This window comes from Streptomyces sp. NBC_00572, assembly GCF_026341815.1.
GTDB lineage: Bacteria > Actinomycetota > Actinomycetes > Streptomycetales > Streptomycetaceae > Streptomyces.
Map to the genome: position 1 here is coordinate 1,992,200 of NZ_JAPENX010000001.1, position 15,428 is coordinate 2,007,627.

Sequence of the window (15,428 nt, forward strand, 5' to 3'; positions counted from 1 at the left end):
CCCGTGATCGGTACGTCCCCCGAACCACGACGCTAGGTCACCTCACCCGGACGCCGGACCACAATGCGGCTTCCCTGAGGAAGACTTGAGGTCAGGGACCTTCCGCTCCCAGCGGATCTCGCCGTCCTCCACCCGGTCCGTGGGCGTGAGGCCGGCCGCTCGGGCGACGGTCGCCGAGGCCGTGTGGTCCGGGTGGACGTGGGCCACGATCGTGTGGGCGCCGCGCTCCGCCAGGAGGGCGATCAGGGCCTCGGCCGCTTCCCTGGCGATGCCCCGGCCCTGCCACTCCGTGCCGGTCACCCAGGCGACCTCCGCGACCCGGCCGTCCTCCGTGAGCGTCGCCTGCACGGTTCCGGTCAGCCGGTTCTCGGCGCGGAGCCGGACGACCCAGTTGAGCCAGAGCGTCGCCGGGTCCGGCGAGCCGGCCGCCAACCGCTCGTATCGCGCTCGTAGATCGGGCGCGGTCAGCGGGGCGCCGCCGATGAAGGTGTGCAGGGCCGGGTCGGCGAGGACCCCCGCCATCTCCTCGGCGTGCGCGACCCCGAGCGGTACGAGGTCGAGGCGGCGGGTCCGTACGGTCCCTCCGTCCGTGCTCATACGTTCCCCAGGAACCCGGGGTCCGTCTCTCCGAGCCCCACGCTCGCCTCCCGCTCGAACTCCAGGAGTTCCGCCGTCGTCACGACGCGCCGGCTGGTCGCGGCCAGGTCGCGGTGCGCCTCCTGCGACCACAGCGGCGGGTAGAGGGTGAGCCCCCGGTCGCCGTCCAGCGAGCGGACCTCGTCCTGCCAGCCGGGCCAGCGCAGCCCCTCGTAGAACTCCTCGGTGCCGCCGGACAGCATCCACGACAGCCAGGCCGCGAACCCGGCGCCCAGCGCCTCCCAGCTCAGCGAGTCCGGCGCGAAGTACACCATCTCGCCGGGCTGCCCCGGCAGCCCGACCTCGTCCGCGGTCCCGCCCTGGATGACGAACACCCCGCCGAGGACGTCGTGCGCCACGACGAGCCCGGCCCCGGGCCGCCACTCCGGGTCGGCCCGCGCGTCGGCGGGGTAGTCGTTGACCCGCGCGAGCGACGGCATCCGCCGGTCGTTGTCGACGGCGGGGCTGCCGTACACCCGCAGCCAGCCGTCGTCGACGAACGCCCCGCCGCTGTGCAGGACGAACGCCCCCAGGAACGACCGCACGGTCACCTGCGTCCGCAGCAGCGTGTCCGCGCCCCGCACCCCGTCGGCGTCCAGCACCTCGACGGGCACGGACGCCGTCCGCAGCTTCTCGTCGAGGGCCGGCCACGCGGGGTCCTCGACGTCGATCAACTCACTCAGTTCACGCACGGGAGCATGCTCGCACGCCCGCCGCTGCCGTCCATGTCCCAGACTCCCTGACCGTTTCGCTTCCCCATGAGACGTCCCCCGCCTTCGTGTGTGCACTCGAACGAACGGCTCCGAGCCTAGGAAGACCATGATCAGCAGGCTGTGCGCTCGGCGCACGATTCTTTGACGCTCGGTGCAGGCCCCGACCGGCTCCCCAGCGTCCACGCGCGGAACTCGGTCGGGCTCACCCCGTACGCCTCCCGGAACGACCTGCTGAACACCGCCGGGCCGCTGAACCCCCACCGGGCCGCGATCGCGTGCACGGGAAACGTGAGCAGCTCGGGCCGTTCGAGATCGGCCCGGCACCGTTCGAGCCGCCGCCGCCGGATGCGGGCCTGGACGGTCTCACCGTCGCCCCTGAAGAGCTGGTGGAGGGTGCGGACCGAGAGGTTGTGGTGGGCCGCCACGGCGACCGGGGTCAGGTCCGGATCACCGAGGTTGTACTCGATGAACACGTGGATCCGGCGGAGCAGCGCCCGCGCCCGCACCTCGGCGGGGAGCTGCTTCCCGGCGTCGGTGTTCTGTGCCAGGCAGGCCGCCGCGAGATCGATCGCGGTGGCCCCGATCCGGCTCAGTTCGTCCGGCGTGCACGCGCCGCCGTGCACGACGAGCGAGCGCAGGAAGTCGGCGAGGATCGCCCCCAGTCCGCTGCCGCCCGACATCCGGCCGGCGAGCAGCCGGTCGAGCCGGTCGGCACGCAACGGCAGGACATCTCGCGGGAGTTGGAGGATCACCAGCTGTCCGGGGTCGCCGTCGGAGACGTACCGTGCGTCGGAGGGGCGTGAGGTGTCCCAGAAGACGAGGTCCCCGGCCTCGGCCTCGCAGCTGTTCCCGTTCTGGACGAGGGTCATGGCGCCCTTGGTCACGAGCCCCAGCTGGTACTGCTCGGGGTCGCCCCGCCTGATCAGCGCGGGCGTGCGCTGCGAACGCAACGGCGAGTAGGCGACCTTGGACACCTGGAGCTCCCCCAGGTCGAGGAGGGCCGCCTCGGCCGTGAAGCCGGCGGGCCGCTCGCCGCCGAGCATGGTGAGCCTGGTGGGCATCACCTCCCGCGAGATCATGTCCGCGAACCACTCGAACCGCTCCCCGCCGGGCAGCTCCCCCGACGACACCACCGACCACATCGACCGATTCCTCCGATCCCCCGACTCGACTCGACCACGACGGTCAAGACGATCAAGACTCCCAAGATGACGTTGGCCAGAATGCAGTGGCGCGAACGCAATCGCCGCAGGGTTTCACAACCGGCGTGGCGCGCCGCCCCTCGGGCGCTTCGGTGATCCGCTCGCCGAGAGTCGGGGCGTGACAGGGTGGCCGGATGACGACCGACCGCGCGCACTCCCCCGACCCGACCCCACTCCACGAAGATCTCCGCGCGGCGCAGGCGCTCGTCCACGACCCCTGCGGGTTCACCTGCTCGCGGCCGGTGCCGGAACCCGAGTCCGCCGACTACGCGGCCCACGCCTTCACCGTCGACGGCCGTTCCGTCCGGTTCCGGGTGGCGAGGACGACCCCGACGAAGGTCGGCCAGTTCGTCACCGTGTGGAAGCGTTCCTCCGCCGGGCCGATCGCGCCTTTCGACACGGCGGACGGCATCGACCTGGTCGTCATCAGCTGCCGGAACAACCCTGACCACTTCGGGCAGTTCGTCTTCCCCCTGGAGGCGCTCCGCCGGCACGGCGTGGTCTCGGAGAACGGCTCGGGCGGGAAGCGGGGATTCCGCGTCTACCCGCCGTGGGTGACCACGACCAACCGCCAGGCCGCCCGTACGCAGGCCTGGCAGCTGGACCACTTCCTGTACGTACCCGAGGACGGAACGCCCGTCGACCGGGCCCGCGCCCGCGAGCTCTACGGCCGGTGACCACCCCGGGCCCCCCGGGCCCCCCGGGCCCTCCCGAGGAAGACCCGGCCGTCCGGGAGCGCGGCGCGGCGCCTCAGCAGGGCACCCTGGTGGCGCTGCCGAGGATCTTGGTCGGCGTGATGCGGGCGACCACGCGGACGTGTTCCGGCGGAGCCTCCTCGTACTCCTTGCCGCCGCCCGGACCGAGGTACTCCTCGGCGATGCGGACGGCCACCGCCCGGCCGGTGTCCTCGGTGAGGGTGGCCGTACCGCGTATCTCGACGTACAGGTCGGGGTCGGCGGGGTCGAAGACGGTCAGGCCGACGCGCGGATCCCGGAGCATGTTCAGCGCCTTGCGCCGGCTCTGCGTCGTGGAGATCAGCAGCTCGCCGCCGTCCCGGCTGACCCAGACCACCGAACTCTGCGGGGCGCCGTCGGGGTTGAGGGTGGCCAGGACGGCCATGTGCGGGGCGTCGAGCAGGCCACGCACGGTGTCGTTCATCTCGATAGTCATGTCAGGGAGGCTATTCGGGACCTCGGGGAGGTGCACCGGAATACCTGCCCACCGCCTGAGGCCGACGGCGATCGGACCGTCGGACCGCCGGACCACGCTCCGGGGGCGGCGGACCGCCCCGCCCCCTGGCTCGATGTCACCGCCGCGGCCATGCCCCTTTCCTCCGGAACCACCCGTGAGGCGTTCTCGGCCAGTTCGACGAGTTTCGACATCACCCCTCAAGCCAATTGGCCGAGAATACCCCCAGAAAATCCGACGCTTGAAAACATAAGATCGAACGACGCTTTGCATCCGTCATCGTCTTGGATCGAGCAATACGGCGGAGGGTAAAGGCCGATTCCGTCCTGTGCCCCACGCGGCAGCCCGGACCCTGCGGTCCCGGCGGCCGCCCGGGCAGCAGAGTGAGGACAGCAAATGGGCACCGAAACCATGCGACCCGTCCTGGAGATCGAAGGACTGGCACACTCTCTCGGCGCGCGGACTCTGTTCGCCGAACTTTCGATGACCTTGCGGAGCGGTGAATCCGTCGCTGTGACCGGCCCCAGCGGATCGGGGAAAAGCACGTTGCTGTCCTGCGTACTGGGCCTGATCACACCGGCCGCGGGATCGGTGAAGGTGGCGGGCACCGACGTCGTCGGGCTGCGACCCGCCGGCCTGGCCCGACTGCGCGCCCAGACGATCGGCATGGTCTTCCAGTTCGGTGAACTGCTCCCCGAGTTGAGCCCCTTGGACAACGTGATGCTCGCGGCCCTGCTGGCCCGTACCGACCGTCTCGGGGCGCGGGACAGGGCCCGGCGACTCCTCGACGAGCTCGGTGTGCCGTCGGCGACGACGAGCGACGAGCTGTCCGGCGGCGAGCGCCAGCGGACCGCGGTGGCCCGTGCCCTGATCAACGAACCCGCTCTGCTGCTCGCCGACGAACCGACCGGCGCGCTGGACACGGAGACGCGCGACCGCACGGCCGAGCTGCTCTTCGACCTGCCCCGGCGCTACGCGTGCGGGTTGCTCGTGGTCACCCACGACCCGGTTGTCGCCGCACGGGCCGACCGCATACTGCGCCTCGAAGCGGGCGTCCTGCGGCCGACGGCCTCCGGCGCGTCCGCATGACCGCCGCGACACGCGCGAACCCGGTGACACGCGCCGGGGACGGCCTGGCGCTCGCGAGTCGGCTCCTCGCCATCGGGCGGGTGGCGGGCCGGCGCGCCGAGGCCGGCGGCGTACGCTTCACCGCCCTGCTCCTCGCGACGCTGACCCTCGCTCTCGGCCTGGGGAGCCTCGTCGCCGTCCACGCCGTGTACACGGGCAAGGAGGAGCGCCGGACGGCCAGGACTCCCGTCGCCTCCGACGAGGCCCTGAAGGAAACGTCCGACGCCACGGCCTGGCTGGTGGGGTCCGACTCGCTCGACGGCGAACGCCGTTTCAGCGTCGTGTACTTGTCCCCGCTGAAGGGGGACGCGCCCCTGCCGCCCGGGCTCGACCACTGGCCGGCACCGGGCGAGGCGGTGCTGTCCCCCGCCCTCCGGAAGGCGGGCGCCGGTGAGGACATCGACCACCGCTACGGCCCACTGGCCGGCACGATCGGCGAGCGGGGACTGGACGAGCCGTCCGAGTGGCTCGCGTACGTGCGGCCCCGCGACGGCCTGGACGCCGAGCGGCCCCATTCGGTCGTCACCGGGTTCGGCCCGGCGGCCGGGCGGGTGACGAGCGGTCTGGAGCCGGGCACGGGCCGGCTGGACGAGAAACCCGAGTGGATGTTCCAGGCCGCCGTCCTCGGCATGCTCGTCCTGCCGGCCGTCGCCCTGCTGGTCGTGGCGGCGCGCACCGGTGCTCATGCCCGTGACCGCAGGACCGCGCTCGTCGCCGCGCTCGGCGGACGACGGCGGGACCGGGCGCTGATCGCGAGCGGCGAGGCCGGGCCTCCGGCCCTGCTCGGCACGGGCGTCGGGGCTGTGGCCGTCGCCGCGGCCGTCCTGTACGACGTCCGTATCCCCTACACCGACTACGTCCTCTCCTCCACCCATCTGCGTCCGTACGGCTGGGCGGCCGCACTCGCCCCGCTCGCGGCGCTCCTGGTCGTCCTGACGGCGGTGGTGCTCGCCGACCTGGCACCCCGCCGGGGCGCGTCCGGAACGCGGCCGCTCGGCGCGTCCCGCAGCACCTGGCTGCCCCGCCTCGCCGTGCTGTGCCCCCTCATGATCGCCCTGGCGGTGTGGGGCCCCGAGTTCTTCCCGCCGGACACCCCGACGCGCACGCTCGCCAGCTGGGCGGGCATCGCCGGCACGATCCTGACCCTTCCCGCGGCCATCGCGACCGTCACCGCCAAGGCCGGGAACCTGCTCGCCCGGCAGGGACGGAAGCACGACCTGCCCGGAACGCTCATCGCGGGCCGGCGCACCAGCACCCATCCCGGCGGGACGGCCCGGCTCGTCAGCGGTGTCTCGATCGCGCTCATCCTGCTCATGCAGGCCATCGCCTGGCAGGGGCTGTTCGGGGCACAGGCCACCGAGGCACGGCAGACCCTCGACCGCATCGGCCGCAGCATGGTCACCGTGGGCGCCCGCGGCGAGGTGTCCGCCTCCGCCATGACCGCGTTCCTCACCCGCGCCGAGGGGGCCGAGGCCGTTCTGATGACCCTTCGGCGCGACGGCCGGGACACGCGCATGACCCTCGACGGCGACTGTGCCGCCCTGACCGCACTGGGGCTGCCCTGTCCGGCACGCGAGACACGTCTCGACGCGCTCCCGGCGGACCCGCGACTGCGGGAGCTGGTCCGCCGGACCCCCCAACCGGATCCGGAGGTCGTCGTCCGCCGCACCGACACCCGGACGCTGGCGGAACGCGCTGCTCCAGACGTCCCCGGTGCGACCCTCGTCCTCGTGCGCCCGGACGGACAGTCGCTCTCCGTACCCGCCCTCAAGCGCCTGTCGCACGAGGTGTTCCCACGCGGCGCGGCCGTCAGGGCGCCGGACGAGGATCAACTCACCGCGGGCGTCCCCAACCGTGACCAGGGCCGCTGGAGCGCCCTGTTCGGGATGATCGGCATCGCCGTACTCGCCACGACGGCGGGCCTCAGCGCGATGGCGGAGTTCCTGCGGCAGGGCCGCGCCCTCGCGCCCCTGTCCGTACTCACCGGCGGGCTACGGGTGTTCCGTACCAGCGCGGCATGGTCGGTCCTCGCCCCGCTGGCCCTCGCCGGATCCGCGGGCACCGCCGTGGCGACCGCACTCGCGGCGCCGGTCTCCGCCAGCGGCGAGTCGTACATCACCGGAGGGCTGATCCTTTCGGCGACCGGCGTCGTCCTGGTGGTCAGCGTGCTCCTGTGGACCTGGGCCTCGCGGGTCGCCGTCCGGCAGGCACGGAAGTGGCGCCCGAGCGGGGACTGACTCACGCGGCCGTACGGCGAAGCTCCGCCGCGTCCGCCTCGCAGTACGGGCACTGGCCGGGTTCCGGGGCGCGGAAGGCCGTCTCGTCGCACGTGACGCAGAACTGGATCGGGTACGGCCCGGTGGCCCGGGACGGCGTGGGCAGCGGCGGCGGCAGGAGGCTCGTCAGCCGGTGGGACAGCAGGCCCGCCGGGTGTCTGAGCGTCTCGGGCAGGGACCCGAGCAGGGTCCGGCGTACGGCCTCCAGGCTCGCGCCCCGGGCGAACCAGGCGTCGACCCCGGGCGCCAGGTGCTGGATGTCCCGTACGGAGAGCAGCATGCGGGCGTCGTGACGCCGCAGGTCGAGCAGGAACTCGGCGGCGGGGCCCTCGGGGAGGCGGCCACCGGGGGCCTTACGGACGTCGGGCGACTCGGCGACGACGGGCCCGGGGGCGGCGTCGGGGTCGGGCTCCGGGTCCGGCTCGGGGTCCGACTCCGAGCCCGGCTCCACCTGCCCCGGCTCGTCAGCCTCCGCAGCGACCGTCACCCCGATCGGCTGGTTGTACGACACCGTCCGGGTCTTGATCTCGCCGTTGGCCTGGCGCTCGCGCGTCCGGGACAGGTAGCCGTGCGCCTCCAGTTCGCGCAGGGCGGCGGCGACGCGGATCTCCCCCTCGGGGAAACGCCCGGCCAGCGCCTTGATGCCGACGGGCGTTCCGACGGGCAGCGACTGGATGTGGAGCGCGAGCCCGATCGCGGTCAGCGAGAGGCGCCCGTGCTGCGCGAGGTGGTTGCCGACGATCGTGTAGCGCGTGGTCTGCGGCACGTTGGCGTGGACAACGCCCGTACGGGAAGAGGGCGCGCTAGGGTGCTGAGTATCCATCGGGAAGGTATCGCTTCCTGTTGGTCAGGCCCTCGCCCAGGATTCCAGTCCGGTCGGGGGCCGATCTATTTTCAGTTCAGTCCAGTTCGCCGCGAGCATATGCCAGGCAACCGCCCCGAAATCCACTCCAGTTGGCAGATTCCCTCGTGTGGGTGACGCCCCCTCAGGTGGACCACTCACAGCAGGTGGGGAGGGGTGGGTACTTTCCCTCGGTACTTAAAAGGACGTCGGGACGGACCACGTCGTGGCCCCGAACGATCCGGTCGTCGGTGACCGATGTCTGCCCCGATGTCTGCCCCGATGTCTGCCCCGATGTCTGCCCCGGCGGACCTGTCGGCCGGGGCGTCGAGCGGGTCTCGTGGGGCTGTCCACACCGTCGGCGAAAGACATCAAGGCGATGCAGCACGATCATGGCCCCGAGCACACCACCGAAAGACAGTCCTCAGCACCCAGGAAGTCGGCGCCGCCGAGCGGGGCAGGACTCGCCGCGCTCCAGCGAACCGCGGGCAACGCCGCGGTCGTACGGCTTCTGCAGCGCGCCGGCCACGCCTACGCCGAGCCACCCGCACCGGAAGCGGAACAACATCGGCACGGCGCGGGCTGCGGCCATCCGCAGACGGCGGAACAGCCCCGCCCGCCCTCCGTGCAGCGCTCCGCCGTCCACGACGTCCTGAAGGGCGCCGGGCGCCCTCTGGACACCCCGGTCCGTGAGGACATGGAGGCCCGGCTCGGCGCCGACTTCTCCGACGTCCGCCTCCACGACGACAGTGCCGCCCGCACCTCGGCCACCGAGGTCGGCGCCCGCGCGTACACCAGCGGCAACCACATCGTCATCGGCGACGGCGGAGGCGACAAGCACACCCTCGCCCACGAACTCACCCACGTCATCCAGCAGCGCCAAGGCCCCGTCGCCGGTACCGACAACGGCTCCGGCCTCGCCGTCAGCGACCCCTCGGACCGCTTCGAGCGGGCGGCCGAGGCCAACGCCACCCGGGTGATGCGGAGCGCCGCGCCCCTGCGCGACGACACCGCCGACCCCCGCCGCAGCACGTCGGAGACTCCGACCGGGCCGGTCGCCGTGCAGCGGATGGACTGGGAACCGGCGCGGCTGCCCCGGCTCACGCGTGAGCGCTCGTTCAACCTCACCGGCCCCGGCCCGACGAGCGGTTTCCTGGCCGACGTCCCGGTTCACGGGGAACACTCGCAAAGGGTCGGCATGGCCGACGTCCTGGTGGGCCAGATACAGCTGAGCGACAACGAAAGGCCGCCGACCCAGTTCGGCACCCAGGAAGACCACATCGTCGCATGGACGCTTGTCAGAGAGACGCTGAAGGCCTTCTCCCACCGCCCCGCACGCTCTTTGATCAATTACATCCAAAGCGGGATCCAGAAGCTTTCCCGGCAATCCACAGAAAGAGGTCTCTACACGCAATCAGTCCTGCCTCGGGCTCCGGCAGACTTTGCGGAGAAGATAACAGAAACTCAGGACCTCATTCGCCAGATGATGAGCAACCCGGCCCTCCTGTCCGAGTGGAGGACCGGCCTTTCCAGGCTCATCAGGCTGTACGTGGAGGCTTATCAGCTCAGCCCTCTCGCCACACAGAAGGGAAATTCCGGGGGACACGGCGAGGGCAGCACCATGGCCTACCTTCGCGGACAGGAGAACCTGCCGGCTCATCAGAGGGAGCCCGCGCAGACGTTGGAGAGTTATGTGAACTCCCTCCACGAAATGCCGAGGAATCAGCAGCTGACGGCGCGCACCCGGGCCGAGCTCTGGGAAAACATCGGGGTGGCCTTCCCCGGCGTCGCGGGGTCGGCAGGTCGGCAGCCGTACGCCCTGCCCCAGCAACAGCAGCCCGCATACACGGATGCGAACGTCCAGGGTCTGATCGAACCCGTGCACTTCGGCAGGCTGGACTCGGGCTTCACCGTCATGCTGTCGGTCGAGACCTACAGCGACGGACTGCAGTACGTCGACGAGGCACTCATGAGCCAGAGGGAGCGACCTCCGACCCAGTACGGCGGAACGACACAGAGATCACACACGATCGCCTGGAAACTCACCCATGAAGCGGCTGTCAATTCCCTCAACGGAAAGTCTGTCGGCGACGTACTGGCATGGGCGGAAAGAACACTTCAATACTGCGATCGGTCCGGCGCTCCAAAGGGTGAAAATTCGGACTGGGTGAGGCTCGGGGCCCAACTGACGAGCAAACTCGCATCGTGTCGCAACGCACTTGCATCCAGAGTTCCGGACCATGTCTGGGCAACCGTGCTCAGCAATCTGGTCCGTGGCTGCCTCACCCTGGAGAATTCCAGCCGCATGGCCACGGGCGGTGGCGCCGCAGATGAGCTGGGAGCCGCTCTGGGGCACGGGGAGGCCGCGCTCCACGCGACATTGCGCCGATACGATTCCAGGCAGGAGAACTACACCCAGGAAGACGCCAGAGAACGAGCCGTCGGATTCTTCGACACCGGCGCCGTGCGCACACGGCTGGTGCGCCAGGTGTCCGATGCGATGGAACAGGGCGCAGGCGCCACCGGCCGGCGATCGCAGAGACACCGCGAATCCACGGGCGACCTCGCGGACGAGGTCGCCCGCCGGTTCAACGAACTGCTCGACGGCCGAGAAGCCACTGCCGTCATCGACCGCTGGGTGGCAACCAGCCGGGAGGCCTACCGGAACGTCGACTACGGGTCCGAGAACGACCTGCGCAACGCGGCACTCGCGCAGCTCCTGGTGCCCCGCCAGGGCCAGAACCGCGGGCTTCCCTTCACCGACGCGGAGAGGAGGCTGTTCCCCAACCGCTTCTGACCAGGCCACCGACCGCCGGGTCGCCCCGCGCCAAGACCCGGCGGCGACCCCGCGGAAGAATTCCGGACCGGGATCGCAACCTCGGGGGGTGACGCACGTCTGGTGGGTTGAAGGCGCCCTTCAGCTGATCCACCAGACCGTGTCCGTCCCCTTCCTCGGGAGAACCCCATGTCCAGCCACAGCAAGCGGACCTTCCGCCCCCGCCCCCGGATCCTGGGCGTCGTCGCCGGTGCCGCGCTCCTCCTCGGCGGCGGCTTCGCCGCGCAGGCCATCGCCGACTCCGGTCCGCGGCCCGCCCCGGCCACGCCGAAGGTGACCGCCCCGGACGCCGCCCCTGAGGCCACCCCGGCCCCGGCCGACGCCCCGAAGGCCGTCGCGCCGAAGGCCGAGGCTCCGAAGCCCGCCGCGCCCAAGGCCGCCCCCAAGGTCGTCGATGCCGCCACGCCTGCCCCGGCGGCCGAGCCGGAAGCCGCACCCGCCCCGGCGCCGGCCGCCAAGCCGGCGGTCAAGCCGGGGGCCGATCCCAGTGCCACTCCCGCCCCGGCCCCCGCCGAGGCCGCGCCCCGCGTGATCAAGCCCGGCACCGGCGTCCGGAAGTAGGCATCGGGACGTAGGCATCAGGAAGTAGCCGCGCCCAGCGGTGGACCGCGGGGCGGGCGACCGGGTCGGGCTTGCGCAGGTCCCGGTCCGGTCGCCCGCTCCTCCCGCAACGGATCGAGGACCGTGCACTTGTCGTACGCCGTACCCGCAGCCGTACCCGTGCCCATGGCCGTACCCACGGACCGGCCGCCGCCCTGGTGGGCCCGGCTGCTCGCCAGGGTGTCCCGGACCCGGGCCGACGACGCTCCGGGGGCGGTACGGGGGCGGCATCTGCACGCGGTGGGCACCTCGTACGACTCCGGACCGCCGCCGCCCACCCTCACCGAGCTGTACCGGGCCCGGCGGCTCGACATGGTGCGGCTCGCGCTCTTCCTGGTCGACGACCTGCACAGCGCCGAGGACGTCGTCCAGGACGCGTTCGCCGCCGTGTACCGGACGTACGGCACCTCCCTCCACGGGCTCCAGGACCCGGGCGCGTACCTGCACACCGCCGTGGTCAACGCGGCCCGCTCCGTGCTCCGCAGGCGCCGCACCGCGCGCGCGTACACCCCGCCCCACCCGGTCGCCGGGGCGCCCGTCGACGAGGGACTGCTGCTCGCCGAGGAGCACCGGCAGGTGCTCGACGCGCTCGCGGAGCTGACCCGGCGCCAGCGCGAGGTCCTCGTCCTGCGCTACTGGTCGGAACTGACCGAGGCGCAGATCGCGCAGACGCTCGGGATCTCGCGCGGCACGGTGAAGTCCACCGCGAGCCGTGCGCTCGACGCCCTGGAGAAGAAGCTGGAGGCGGGCCGATGAGACCGCATGACGAGGAGCCCCGCACCGCCACCGAGGAGCGGCTGAGCGCCGCGTTCGCCGCCCGCGCCGACCTCGTCACCTACCGGGACCTGCGGTGCGACGCACCTCCGCAGGGGCGGAGCTGGGGACTGCGGCGGGTGCGCGGGGTCGCCTTCGCGGGGCTCGGCGCCGCCGCCGCCGTGGCAGCCGCGTATCTGCTCGTCCTGCTGCCCGGTGGCACGGTCGCGCCGACTCCGGCGCCGCCCGCCCGTCCCCCGGGCGTCGGCGAACCCCGGCTGACGCCGCCCACTCCCGCCCCGGCCGACCCGTCCGTCGCCGATCCGGGGGCCGTTCCGAAGCCCGCCGAGCCGTAACCGGCGAACGTGCGCGAAGGGCCGGAACCCCGGTGGGGGTTCCGGCCCTTCGCGGAAGGCGTGTTCGCGCGAACTACTTCGCGGGGACCTCTTCCAGGCACAGCACGAACTTGTCCGACTCCAGCTGCTGCGCGAGCGCCGACAGCTCCTCGCCGCACTTGTTGACGTCGAAGGTGTCGTCGATGACCTTGACGACCTTGAACAGGTCGGCCTTGCCCGAGGAGCAGTCCGTGGTGTCGACCTTGGGGTCGTTGTCCGGGCCCGTCACGGTGACGCACTCGCCGGCCTTGGCGTGCACCGGGGCGTCGCCGGTGAGGTACGGCAGGCCGAGCTTCACGGCGAGGGCGACGGCGATCGCGACGACGACACCGCCGACCTTCTTGAGGATGCGGCTGCCCTTCTTCGCGGGCGCGGCGGGCTGCTCGGGAGCGGCGGGCTGCTCGGGGGTGAAGGGCGCGGGCGGCGTCGTCATGAGGGATTCCTTGGGGACGCGGACATGATCAGACGCGAACGTTACATGCGCCAAAAAGGGCAAAAAGGATCATCAAGATCCACTGACCGATCAGATGCCGAGTCGTGATCCTGTCGCTCCGTCAGGAGCGCGGCCCCAGCTGCCTCTGGTGCTCCAGCGCCCGCCGCAACTCCGCCGGAAGCGGGTGATAAGGCCCGTACGCGCGCTCCGCGTCGAACAGCAGCCGCTGGAGCTGGTCCTGCCCGGCCGCGTGCTCACCCGTCGCCACGAGCAGCAGCGCGATCCGCTGCCGGATGTCGAAGGCGCGGGCCGGATCACCCTCGTAGTACGGCAGGACCGTACGGAACTCGGCGAGCGCGGCCGCCGTCTCCCCCAGCTGCTCCAGGCACAGGGCGGCGTCATAACGGAATTGAAGGGCCTGCGGATCCGCCGGGCCCGCCTCCGCGTCGCGGTCCGCCGCGAGGCGGCGCAGCTCCGGCAGCGCGCGCCGGTACTGGCCGTCGTCCATGAGCGTGGACGCGAACTGCTTGCGCAGGATGCGGACGACCGGCGACCGCTCGCCGTGCTCGGCCGCGGCGGCGGGCAGGATGCCGCCGAGCATGTCCACGGCCTGCGTGAGCGCCCCCTCCCCCAGCAGCCGCTTGACCTCTTCGACGGCGGCGGCGACGTCGGGGCGGGCGGCCCCGACGGAGGGGGGCGGCGGCTGCGGCGGCGCATACGGCGCCCTCGGGTCGGTCCGGGGGGCGGTGGGCGGCAGGGGCGGCGGAACGGGCGGCGCCGGAACGGTCGGAGCTGCCGGCGGCCCTGCGGTCACCCCCGGACGGTCCGGCCAGGGCGCATGCGGGCGGAGGAACGGGCGGGTCGGGTCCATCGGGCCCGCCGGGGCCCCGCGCGCGGGGAGCAGCGGCAGCAGGTGCTCGTACACCTCGTGCGCGCCCGAGGGCCGCTCCCTCGGGTCCTTGGCGAGCAGCCGGAGGACGAGCGCTTCGAGGACCTCGGGGACTTCGGGCCGCAGCTGACGGATCGCCACGGGAGGCTCGTACAGATGCCGGTGGAGGACCCCGAGCGCGGTGGAACCGGCGAACGGCACGTTCCCGCTGAGGAGTTCGTGCAGGAGCACCCCGAGCGCGTACAGGTCGGTGCAGGGTCCCACCGCGCCGCCCATGGCCTGCTCGGGCGCCATGTAGGCCGGGCTGCCGATGGGGGAACCGGTGTGGGTGAGGCGGGTGGTGTCGCTGTCCAGGACGGAGGCGACGCCGAGGTCGAGGACGATGACGGACCCGTCGGGGCGGACCATCACGTTCCGCGGCTTGAGGTCGCGGTGCACGATCGGCACGGCGTGGACGGCGGCGAGGACGGCGCACAGCTGCGCGGCGACGCTGACCGCCCACTCCCAGGGGTACGGGTCGTGCTCGGCGAGATGGTCGGCGAGGTCGGCGCCCGCCACGTACTGCATGACGAGATACAGGTCCTCGCCCTCGCTGCCCGCGTCGTGGACGGTGACCAGACCGGGGTGGTCGACGCGCGCGGTCACCCGGCACTCCCGCACGAAACGGCGGCGCAGCTCGTCGGCGGCGGTGGCCGGGCCCGACATGGTGGCCGGCCGGAGCAGCTTCACCGCGACCCGGCGGTCGAGCCTCCGGTCGTACGCCGTCCAGACCTGGCCCATGCCGCCCTGGCCGATGACGGTGGCGAGCTCGTAACGCCCGCCGATGACCCGCCCGTTCATGCCCGACCGTCGTCTTCTCCGGTGTGCCGGAGCAGCTCGCTCAGCTCGTCGAGCTCGGCACGGACCTGATCGATGCGGGGGGCACTGCGGGGGACGCTGGGGGTGGTGGGACCGGGGAAGGCGCCGGACAGGGGTTCGCCCGCGTACGGGTTCGGGGAGGCGGGCCCGCTGGGCGTGGTGACGGCGGTGCCGTACGCGTACCCGAGCGGCTGGTGCTGCTGCGGCTGCGTGCGGAGCGGATCGAAGTGGCGGATCTCCGCGACCAGGTAGTACGCGATCGAGCCGGCCGACAGCAGCACGATCGCACCGATCCCGAGGAAGGCCTCCAGATCGCTGCTCTCCTTCTCCGCCGTCACGACGATGTACGTGAAGAGCGCGGCCGACCCGAGCAGGGCCAGCACGAACAGCGCCCAGTCCCCCGCCTTACGGGTGACGATCGCGAGCCGCAGCAACGGCGCCCAGCCGAGAAAGCCACAGCTGAGCAGGGAAAGCGCGCAGAACAGCACGCGCAGGGCGACGAGCCCGCCGGGGGCGGGGCCCTTCGGCGGCTGCGCCGGCTGAGGCGACTGCGGGGCGTGCGGGGCCTGCGGAGGGCCGTACATTCCTGCTGCTCCTGCTCGAACGGATCGGGTGCGGAGACGAGCGTATACACCGATTCGGACAGCGGATCCGGGATACCCCGAACCGTTGCCGAGAGG

15 protein-coding genes are annotated in these 15,428 nt (G+C 72.2%); 7 read left to right on the top strand and 8 right to left on the bottom strand.

What is annotated here, in order from left to right; translation table 11 throughout:
- Positions 1-42: 42 nt before the first annotated feature.
- The 3 genes from OG514_RS09010 to OG514_RS09020 all read right to left on the bottom strand — a co-directional run bounded on the left by OG514_RS09010 (position 43) and on the right by OG514_RS09020 (position 2,491).
- Positions 43-597 (bottom strand): GNAT family N-acetyltransferase, encoded by a 555-nt coding sequence (locus tag OG514_RS09010; RefSeq protein ID WP_266892675.1) that lies wholly within the window; start codon positions 595-597, stop codon positions 43-45.
- Positions 594-1,328, bottom strand: coding sequence for a DUF2625 domain-containing protein (locus tag OG514_RS09015; RefSeq protein WP_266892677.1), 735 nt, complete (start codon positions 1,326-1,328; stop codon positions 594-596). The genes OG514_RS09010 and OG514_RS09015 overlap by 4 nt, the downstream gene beginning before the upstream one ends.
- Before the next feature lie 131 nt (positions 1,329-1,459).
- Positions 1,460-2,491, bottom strand: coding sequence for an AraC family transcriptional regulator (locus OG514_RS09020; RefSeq protein WP_266892679.1), 1,032 nt, complete (start codon positions 2,489-2,491; stop codon positions 1,460-1,462).
- Positions 2,492-2,685: 194 nt separating this feature from the next.
- Between OG514_RS09020 and OG514_RS09025 the strand changes: the two genes are divergently transcribed.
- Positions 2,686-3,228, top strand: coding sequence for a MepB family protein (locus OG514_RS09025; RefSeq protein ID WP_266892681.1), 543 nt, complete (start codon positions 2,686-2,688; stop codon positions 3,226-3,228).
- 73 nt (positions 3,229-3,301) lie between these two features.
- Here OG514_RS09025 and OG514_RS09030 read toward each other — a convergent pair whose 3' ends face one another.
- On the bottom strand, positions 3,302-3,721 hold the full coding sequence (locus OG514_RS09030) for a PPOX class F420-dependent oxidoreductase (protein WP_266892683.1): 420 nt from the start codon (positions 3,719-3,721) through the stop codon (positions 3,302-3,304).
- A gap of 414 nt (positions 3,722-4,135) precedes the next feature.
- Between OG514_RS09030 and OG514_RS09035 the strand changes: the two genes are divergently transcribed.
- Positions 4,136-4,828, top strand: a complete 693-nt coding sequence (locus OG514_RS09035; protein ID WP_266892685.1) for an ABC transporter ATP-binding protein — start codon at positions 4,136-4,138, stop codon at positions 4,826-4,828.
- Positions 4,825-7,104: an ABC transporter permease gene (locus tag OG514_RS09040; protein WP_266892687.1), complete on the top strand. Its 2,280-nt coding sequence runs from the start codon at positions 4,825-4,827 to the stop codon at positions 7,102-7,104. Before OG514_RS09035 ends, OG514_RS09040 begins: the two co-directional genes overlap by 4 nt.
- A gap of 1 nt (position 7,105) precedes the next feature.
- On the opposite strand, the gene OG514_RS09045 is transcribed toward OG514_RS09040, so the two are convergent.
- Positions 7,106-7,909, bottom strand: coding sequence for a helix-turn-helix domain-containing protein (locus OG514_RS09045; protein WP_266892689.1), 804 nt, complete (start codon positions 7,907-7,909; stop codon positions 7,106-7,108).
- A gap of 454 nt (positions 7,910-8,363) precedes the next feature.
- Between OG514_RS09045 and OG514_RS09050 the strand changes: the two genes are divergently transcribed.
- The 4 genes from OG514_RS09050 (at position 8,364) to OG514_RS09065 (ending at position 12,529) form a co-directional block, all read left to right on the top strand.
- The gene (locus OG514_RS09050) at positions 8,364-10,781 is read left to right on the top strand and encodes a DUF4157 domain-containing protein (RefSeq protein WP_266900796.1); all 2,418 of its coding nucleotides are present in this window, start codon (positions 8,364-8,366) and stop codon (positions 10,779-10,781) included.
- Positions 10,782-10,949: 168 nt separating this feature from the next.
- A complete protein-coding gene (locus OG514_RS09055) occupies positions 10,950-11,381 on the top strand; it encodes a hypothetical protein (RefSeq protein ID WP_266892691.1) in 432 nt (143 codons plus the stop codon).
- 123 nt (positions 11,382-11,504) lie between these two features.
- Positions 11,505-12,176 (top strand): RNA polymerase sigma factor, encoded by a 672-nt coding sequence (locus OG514_RS09060; RefSeq protein WP_266892693.1) that lies wholly within the window; start codon positions 11,505-11,507, stop codon positions 12,174-12,176.
- Entirely contained in the window at positions 12,173-12,529 is a 357-nt protein-coding gene (locus OG514_RS09065) for a hypothetical protein (RefSeq protein ID WP_266892695.1), read from the top strand. Before OG514_RS09060 ends, OG514_RS09065 begins: the two co-directional genes overlap by 4 nt.
- Positions 12,530-12,602: 73 nt before the next feature.
- On the opposite strand, the gene OG514_RS09070 is transcribed toward OG514_RS09065, so the two are convergent.
- The 3 genes from OG514_RS09070 to OG514_RS09080 all read right to left on the bottom strand — a co-directional run bounded on the left by OG514_RS09070 (position 12,603) and on the right by OG514_RS09080 (position 15,332).
- The gene (locus OG514_RS09070) at positions 12,603-13,001 is read right to left on the bottom strand and encodes a hypothetical protein (RefSeq protein ID WP_266892696.1); all 399 of its coding nucleotides are present in this window, start codon (positions 12,999-13,001) and stop codon (positions 12,603-12,605) included.
- Between the two features lie 121 nt (positions 13,002-13,122).
- Positions 13,123-14,730, bottom strand: a complete 1,608-nt coding sequence (locus OG514_RS09075; RefSeq protein ID WP_266892698.1) for a serine/threonine-protein kinase — start codon at positions 14,728-14,730, stop codon at positions 13,123-13,125.
- A complete protein-coding gene (locus OG514_RS09080) occupies positions 14,727-15,332 on the bottom strand; it encodes a hypothetical protein (protein WP_266892700.1) in 606 nt (201 codons plus the stop codon). The genes OG514_RS09075 and OG514_RS09080 overlap by 4 nt, the downstream gene beginning before the upstream one ends.
- Positions 15,333-15,428 lie beyond the last annotated feature (96 nt).